This is a genomic window from Angustibacter peucedani (assembly GCF_054779595.1).
In genome coordinates this window covers 1-6,907 of sequence record NZ_BAAGXY010000143.1, presented here as the reverse complement: position 1 = coordinate 6,907, position 6,907 = coordinate 1, and the positions used below count along the sequence as shown (strand labels likewise).

Annotated in this window: 9 protein-coding genes; 4 read left to right on the top strand and 5 right to left on the bottom strand. The window is 75.8% G+C overall.

The features are described from left to right. The coding region (cofC, locus tag ACYVJ4_RS17830) for a 2-phospho-L-lactate guanylyltransferase (RefSeq protein ID WP_460461422.1) at nt 1-513 on the bottom strand (513 nt) is incomplete at its 3' end. Between the two features lie 120 nt (nt 514-633). Here cofC and ACYVJ4_RS17825 point away from each other — a divergent pair. Then, nucleotides 634-1,377, top strand: a complete 744-nt coding sequence (locus ACYVJ4_RS17825) for a lysophospholipid acyltransferase family protein (RefSeq protein WP_460461421.1) — start codon at nt 634-636, stop codon at nt 1,375-1,377. Beyond that, the gene (locus ACYVJ4_RS17820; protein WP_460461420.1) at nt 1,374-2,375 is read left to right on the top strand and encodes an NAD(P)H-dependent glycerol-3-phosphate dehydrogenase; all 1,002 of its coding nucleotides are present in this window, start codon (nt 1,374-1,376) and stop codon (nt 2,373-2,375) included. Before ACYVJ4_RS17825 ends, ACYVJ4_RS17820 begins: the two co-directional genes overlap by 4 nt. A gap of 4 nt (nt 2,376-2,379) precedes the next feature. Here ACYVJ4_RS17820 and ACYVJ4_RS17815 read toward each other — a convergent pair whose 3' ends face one another. Next, complete coding sequence (locus ACYVJ4_RS17815) at nt 2,380-3,276, bottom strand: alpha/beta fold hydrolase (protein ID WP_460461419.1); 897 nt, start codon at nt 3,274-3,276, stop codon at nt 2,380-2,382. 5 nt (nt 3,277-3,281) lie between these two features. Further along, nucleotides 3,282-4,424 (bottom strand): trans-sulfuration enzyme family protein, encoded by a 1,143-nt coding sequence (locus tag ACYVJ4_RS17810; protein WP_460461418.1) that lies wholly within the window; start codon nt 4,422-4,424, stop codon nt 3,282-3,284. Between the two features lie 42 nt (nt 4,425-4,466). Here ACYVJ4_RS17810 and ACYVJ4_RS17805 point away from each other — a divergent pair, with 42 nt between their 5' ends. Next, complete coding sequence (locus ACYVJ4_RS17805) at nt 4,467-5,609, top strand: D-alanine--D-alanine ligase family protein (RefSeq protein ID WP_460461417.1); 1,143 nt, start codon at nt 4,467-4,469, stop codon at nt 5,607-5,609. A 21-nt stretch (nt 5,610-5,630) separates the two neighbouring features. On the opposite strand, the gene ACYVJ4_RS17800 is transcribed toward ACYVJ4_RS17805, so the two are convergent. Then, nucleotides 5,631-6,101: a DUF3515 family protein gene (locus ACYVJ4_RS17800; RefSeq protein ID WP_460461416.1), complete on the bottom strand. Its 471-nt coding sequence runs from the start codon at nt 6,099-6,101 to the stop codon at nt 5,631-5,633. Next, a complete protein-coding gene (locus ACYVJ4_RS17795; RefSeq protein ID WP_345714643.1) occupies nt 6,080-6,313 on the bottom strand; it encodes an Lrp/AsnC family transcriptional regulator in 234 nt (77 codons plus the stop codon). The genes ACYVJ4_RS17800 and ACYVJ4_RS17795 overlap by 22 nt, the downstream gene beginning before the upstream one ends. Nucleotides 6,314-6,383: 70 nt before the next feature. Between ACYVJ4_RS17795 and ACYVJ4_RS17790 the strand changes: the two genes are divergently transcribed. Beyond that, nucleotides 6,384-6,907, top strand: a 524-nt coding sequence (locus ACYVJ4_RS17790; RefSeq protein ID WP_460461415.1) for a thiamine-phosphate kinase, incomplete at its 3' end; no start/stop codon positions are given.

Sequence of the window (6,907 nt, the reverse complement as noted above, 5' to 3'; positions counted from 1 at the left end):
GTCGAGGTCGAGGCGGACGGCGCCGGCCGCGACGTGCCGAGCGGCCGAGCCGTCGCCGAACGCGTGCGGCAGCGCTCCGCCGCGGGCGGCGGCGAGCAGCACGCTGCCGGTGCCCTCGAGGTCGGGCACCAGCGCCAGCTCGTGGTCGGCGGCCGCCACGAGGGCGGCGTCCAGATCGGCGGGTCGCAGGGCCGGGACGTCGGGCAGCAGCACTCCCAGCGGAGCGCCCGGCGCCGCCTCGCGGGCCGCGTCGATCCCGGCCTGGACCGCGGCGGTCAGCCCTGAGCCCGGGTCGGCGACGACGTCCGCGCCCTGCTCGGCGGCCCGCTCGCGCAGCACCGGGTCCGACGTCACGAGGACGACGCGCCCGACCGACGCGCTCGCGAGCACCGCGGTCAGCGCGTCGGTGGCGAAGGCGCGCGCGAGGTCGGCGCGGCGCACACCAGACGGTGCCGTCAGCCGGGTCTTGCCGCGGTCGGCGTGCTGCACGGGCAGGACGAGCGTCCAGGTCACCACCCGATGGTCGCAGTCACCGCGCGCTCGCTCGACAACACCCCCGGTGACCGCGAGGATGCTGCTCCCGGCAGACCGGGACTGGTGGGTGGGCCAGCGACCGACGACGAAGGAGTGCGTGTGCCGCAGCGTCGGCTCCCGTGGGCCTACCGCTTCGCCCGCGCCGTGATCCGGCCCTGGTTCATGGTCCTGACCAAGCGCGACTGGCGCGGCGCCGAGCACCTGCCGGCCACCGGCGGGTTCGTGGCCTGCTCGAACCACATGACGTACGTCGACCCGCTGACGTTCGCGCACTTCCTGCTCGACCACGACCACCCGCCGTACTTCCTGGGCAAGGAGCAGGTCTTCCGCGTGCCGTTCGTCGGCTGGGTGCTGCGCTCGGCCGAGCAGATCCCGGTGCACCGCGAGACGGGTGACGCGCGCGACGCCTTCCGCTCGGCGGTCGCGGCGATCGAGGACGGCAAGACCATCGCGATCTTCCCCGAGGCCACGCTCACCCGAGACCCGCAGCTGTGGCCCATGGTCGCCAAGACCGGTGCGGCCAGACTCGCGCTGACCACCGGCTGCCCGGTCGTGCCGATCGCGCAGTGGGGCCCGCAGGAGATCCTCATGCCCTACGCCAAGCGCCTGCACGTGCTGCCGCGCAAGACGATGCACGTGCTGGCCGGTCCGCCGGTCGACCTGGACGACCTGCGCGGTCGCCCGCTCGACGGCCCCCTCGTGGCCGAGGCGGCCGAGCGGATCATGCGCGACATCACCGGTCTGCTCGAGCAGCTGCGCGGCGAGAAGGCGCCGACCCAGCGCTTCGACCCGCGCCAGCACGGCCTGCCGCGCACCGGCAACCCGCACAAGGCCGCCTCGTGACCCGCTGCGCCGTGCTGGGCACCGGCAACTGGGGCACGGCCTTCGCCCTCGTGCTGGCCGACGCCGGGGCCGACGTGACGATGTGGGGACGCCGCGCCGAGGTCACCGCGCAGATCACCCGCGAGCACACCAACGCGCTCTACCTGCCGGACGTCGAGCTGCCGCACACCGTGCGGGCCACCACCGACCCGGCCGAGGCGATGCACGACGCGGACGTCGTCGTCCTGGCCGTGCCGTCGCAGACCCTGCGCAGCAACCTCGAAGCGTGGGGCGGCGACATCCCGCGCGAGGCCGCCGTGGTGAGCCTGATGAAGGGCGTCGAGCTCGGCACGACGCTGCGGATGAGCCAGGTCGTGCACGAGGTCGCCGGCGTCGAGCCCGCGCGGATCGCCGTCGTGTCCGGCCCCAACCTCGCCCCCGAGATCGCAGCCCGGCAGCCCGCGGCCAGCGTCGTCGCGAGCGTCGACGCCGGCACCGCCGAGCGGGTCGCGCACGCGTGCGCCACGGCGGCTTTCCGGCCGTACACCGGCACCGACGTCGTCGGCACCGAGCTGGGCGGCGCGGTCAAGAACGTCATCGCGCTCGCGGTCGGCATGGCCGAGGGGATGGGCCTGGGCGACAACACCAAGGCCACGATCGTCACCCGCGGGCTGGCCGAGACCTCGCGGCTGGGCGAGGCGCTGGGCGCCGACCCCGCGACGTTCGCCGGGCTGGCCGGCGTCGGCGACCTCATCGCCACCTGCATGTCGCCGATGTCGCGCAACCGCACCTTCGGCGTCAACCTCGGCCGGGGGATGAGCGTCGACGAGGTGGTGGCCGCGACGAAGCAGACCGCCGAGGGCGTGAAGTCCTGCCAGTCGATCCTCGACCTCGCGCACGCCGAGGCCGTCGACATGCCCATCGCCGAGGGCGTCGTGGCCGTGGTGCACCACGGCCTGTCGCCGCAGGACATGGGTCGCCGGCTGCTGCAGCGCGCCCGCAAGGCCGAGGGCGACTAGCGCCTCACCAGCGCGCGAGCAGCCACTCGTGCAGCGGGCCCGGCGTGGCCAGCAGCGACAGGTGGCCGGCGTCGTCCTGCACGTCGGAACCCGCGCCCGGCACGTGGGCGCCCAGCCACCGCGCGTGCGCCACCGGCACCATGAGGTCCTGCCCGCCGCCGACCACGAGCACCGGCACCCGGACGTCCCCCAGCGCGAAGCCCCAGTCGCGCACGAAGGCGAGGTCGTCGTCCAGCCAGCCGTCGTACCCCGGCGCCAGGCCGCGGGTCATGCTCTCGTGCAGCCAGTCGCCCAGACCGGCCGCGAGCGCCTCCAGGTCGGCCGGCGGCAGCAGCGAGGCCATCTGCTCGGCCAGCGTCTCGGCGTCCGACCCGAGCACCGCCTCGCGCGCCTGCTCCAGGAACGGCTCGAGCGCGTGCGGACCGCTCGCCGCCAGCCCGAACTCCTCGACGTTGTCGTCGCCCATGCCGGCGGCCCAGTCGAGGCCCTCGGCGCGGAACGGCGCCACGCCGGCGACCGTGGCCGCGGCGGCGACCCGTTCGGGCATCAGGGCCGCGCAGGCCAGGGCGTGCGGCCCGCCGCCGGACGCGCCGGCCGTGAGGAACCGGTCGAGCCCGAGCTGGTCGGCGACCACCCGCACGTCGTCGACCACGTCGGCCACGCCACGTCCCGGACGACGGCTCGACCCGCCGTAGCCGGGCCGGTCGTAGCTCACCAGGCGCAGGCCGCGGTCGCGGGCGTCGGAGCGCTGGACGTCGAGCATTGTCGCCGACATGGGCGAGCCGTGGTGCAGCAGCAGCGGCACCCGGTCGTCACCCGGGGCGCCGTCGTCCAACACCCGCAGCGTGCGTCCGTCGGGCGTGCGCAGGTCGACCTGCCGCGGGGCCTCCAGCTCGCTCATCGGGCTCACCCTTCTGCCGCGGCGCGCAGCGCCTGGTCGAGGTCGGTCCACAGGTCGTCGACGTCCTCGACGCCGACCGACAGGCGCAGCAGGTCGACCGGCACGGCGTCGGACTCGGCGGCGTGCCGCCGGCGGCGCTCGAGCGTCGACTCCACCCCGCCCAGGCTGGTGGCGTGCACCCACAGCCGGGTGGCGGCCGCGACCCGTTCGGCGCGGTCGGCGTCACCGCCCACCTCCACCGCCACGACCGCGCCGTAGCCGCGCATCAGCCGACCGGCGAGGTCGTGGCCGGGGTCGTCGGGCAGCGACGGGTGCCGCACGCGCGAGACCACCGGGTGGTCGACCAGGCGCCGGGCGAGCTCGGCGGCGTTGGCCTGGGCCCGCTCCGAGCGCAGCGCCAGGGTGCGCAGGCCGCGCAGCGCGAGCCAGACCTCGTGCGGTCCGGCGATCGTGCCGTGCAGGTGGCGGTACGAGCGCAGCTGGTCGTGCAGCGCCCGCCCGGGCTCGTCGTCCCGGGTGACGGTGGCGCCGAGCACGACGTCGGAGTGCCCCGACAGGTACTTGGTGACCGAGTGGACGACGACGTCGGCCCCGTGGTCGAGCGGGCGCTGCACCAACGGAGTGGCGAAGGTGTTGTCGACCACCACGAGCGCGCCCTGCTCGTGCGCCGCGTCGACCAGGGCCGGCAGGTCGGCGACCTGCAGCAGCGGGTTGGTGGGGGTCTCGACCACCAGCATCCCGGCGCCCTGCACAGCCGCGCGCACCGCGTCGCCGTCGGTCACGTCGACCTCGCGCAGGACGACGCGACCGCGCTCGTGCGCGCGCCGCAGCTGGGCGGTGGTGCCCGAGTAGGCGCCGCGCGGTGCCACGACGGTCGCGCCGTCCGCGGCGAGGGAGACGGCGGCGGCGACGGCGGCCAGGCCGGCCGAGTGCACCAGTGCCCGGCCGCCCTCCAGGGCCCCGAGCGCCGTCTCGAAGGCGTCCCACGTGGGGTTGCCGCTGCGGCCGTAGTCGTACGGGCCGTCGGCGCCGTAGGTCGAGGTGAGCCAGACCGGCTCGTTGAGCGGCGCGCCCGGTGCGGCGGTCGGCCGGCCGGCGGCGACGGCCAGCGTCGCGGGGGCGTACGTGGGGCGGGGGGCGTCGCTCACGGGTGAAGGCTAGTGGGGAGCGCCGGGATAGGGTCGGGCGCGATGAACCAGACGTCCCCCGGACCCCCGCCCGCCCGCCGCGCCCGCGTCGCCGTCGTGTTCGGCGGCCGCTCCAGCGAGCACGCGGTGAGCTGCATGACCGCTGCCGGCGTGCTGCGCGCGATCGACCGCGAGCGCTACGACGTCGTGCCCGTCGGCATCGCCCAGGACGGTCGCTGGGTGCTGGCGGCCGACGACCCGGCGGCGCTGGAGGCTCGCGGCGCCGAGCTGCCCGAGGTCGACACGAGCGGCCCCGGGGTGCTGGTGCCGACCAGCACGTCGGACCGCGCGCTGGTGACCACACGTCCCGGCGAGGTGCCCACGACGCTCGGCGACGTCGACGTCGTCTTCCCGCTGCTGCACGGGCCGTTCGGCGAGGACGGCACCCTGCAGGGCCTGCTCGAGCTCGGTGACGTGCCCTACGTCGGCTCGGGGGTGCTCGCGTCGGCCGCGGGCATGGACAAGCACTACATGAAGACCCTGCTGGCCGGGCACGGCCTGCCGGTCGGGCCGTACGAGGTCATCACCCCCCGGCAGTGGACGACGGACCCCGACGCCGCGCTGGACCGCTTGCAGCACCTGGGGTTCCCGGTCTTCGTCAAGCCCGCGCGCGCCGGGTCGAGCATCGGCATCACCCGGGTCGACGCCGTCGACGGGGCCGACGGGCTGCGCGCTGCGGTCGAGGAGGCCCGGCGGCACGACCCCAAGGTCGTCGTCGAGGCGGGCATCGAGGGCCGCGAGCTCGAGTGCGGCGTGCTGCAGGACCTCGACGGCACCCCGCGGGCCAGCGAGCTCGGCGAGATCGAGGTCGTGTCCGGCCACACCTTCTACGACTTCGAGGCCAAGTACGTCGACGAGGCCGACGTCCGGCTGACCACGCCCGCCGACGTCCCGGACGACGTCCGCGACCGCGTGCAGGCGCTCGCGGTCGAGGCGTTCGAGGTCATGGGCTGCGAGGGCCTGGCCCGCGTCGACGTGTTCCTCACGCCGTCGGGCGAGGTTGTGGTCAACGAGATCAACACCATGCCGGGCTTCACGCCGCACTCGATGTTCCCGCGGATGTGGGCGGCGTCCGGGGTCGACTACCCGGCGCTGGTCGACCGGCTGCTGCAGCTGGCGATCAGCCGCCCGACCGGCCTGCGCTGACCCCTGAGCCGTCGCGGCGCTTCAACTGCAGCGGCGGTCGCCCTGGGGCAGCGCGACGACGGCGCGCGAGAACGGCGGCAGCACCAGCGGGTCGGGCGAGCCGCCGACGTGCGGCACGAGCACCTGCACGGCCGGGTCGCGGCCGTACGTCGTGAAGGACGTGCCGTCGTCCAGCGGGTGCGCGACCCAGTCGACGCCGTCGACGTCCAGGCACTCGTCGGTGGTCGGGCCGGGCGCGGTGACGCCGCAGCGCCAGACCACGGCGGGCTCGCCCCAGGCCGCGACGGCGGGGGAGCTCGACGACGTCGGCACGCGGCCCGCGTCGCGCACGGTGCGCGGCAGCCGGTCGGCCAGCTGGGCGCACGCCGGGTCGCCCGCGCCCGGGGGAGCGGCCACCTGCAGCGGCCGGGCGCGCCACCACAGCACCGCGGCCACGGCCGCGACCGCCAGGACGGCGGCGGAGATCAGGATCAGACGTGGACGACGGTGCACGTGAGGGTGCGCGTGATCCCTGCGACGTCCTGGATCTTGGCGATGACCAGCTTGCCGAGCTCGTCGACGTTGCGGGCCTCGACCCGGGCGATCACGTCGTAGGGGCCGGTGACGTCCTCGGCGAGCGTGACGCCGCTGATGCCGGCGATCGTCTCGGCGACCGTGGCGGCCTTGCCGACCTCGGTCTGGATGAGGATGTAGGCCTGCACCACCACCGCGTCCTCCAGGGGGTCCGCGCGGTGCCCGCTGCTCCGCGTCGGACCGAACGCTACCGTGCCGGACGTGCCAGACGACCCCTCGGGCCCGCCCACCTTGTCCGACGTGGGCGAGGACGGCCTGCTGCAGGCCATCTTCCCGCGGCTGCCGCACGCGCCGGGCGCTCTTGTCGGTCCCGGGGACGACACCGCGGTGGTGGCCGCACCGGACGGCCGGGTCGTCGCCACGACCGACCTGCTCGTCGAGGGGCGTGACTTCCGCCGCGACTGGTCGAGCCCGCAGGACGTCGGCTGGAAGGCCGCCGCGCAGAATCTCGCGGACGTCGCCGCCATGGGCGCGGTGCCGACGGCCCTGCTCGTCGGGCTGGTGGCGCCAGCGGACCTGCCGGTCGGCTGGGCGGTCGGGCTGGCCGACGGGCTGGCCGCGGCCTGCGAGGGCACCGGGGCCGGGGTCGTGGGCGGCGACCTGTCGAGCGGGCCGCTGGTCGTGGTGTCGGTGACGGCGCTGGGCGACCTGCAGGGCCGCGCGCCGGTGCTGCGCTCCGGCGCCCGCCCGGGCGACGTCGTCGCGGTCGCGGGCACGTTGGGCCG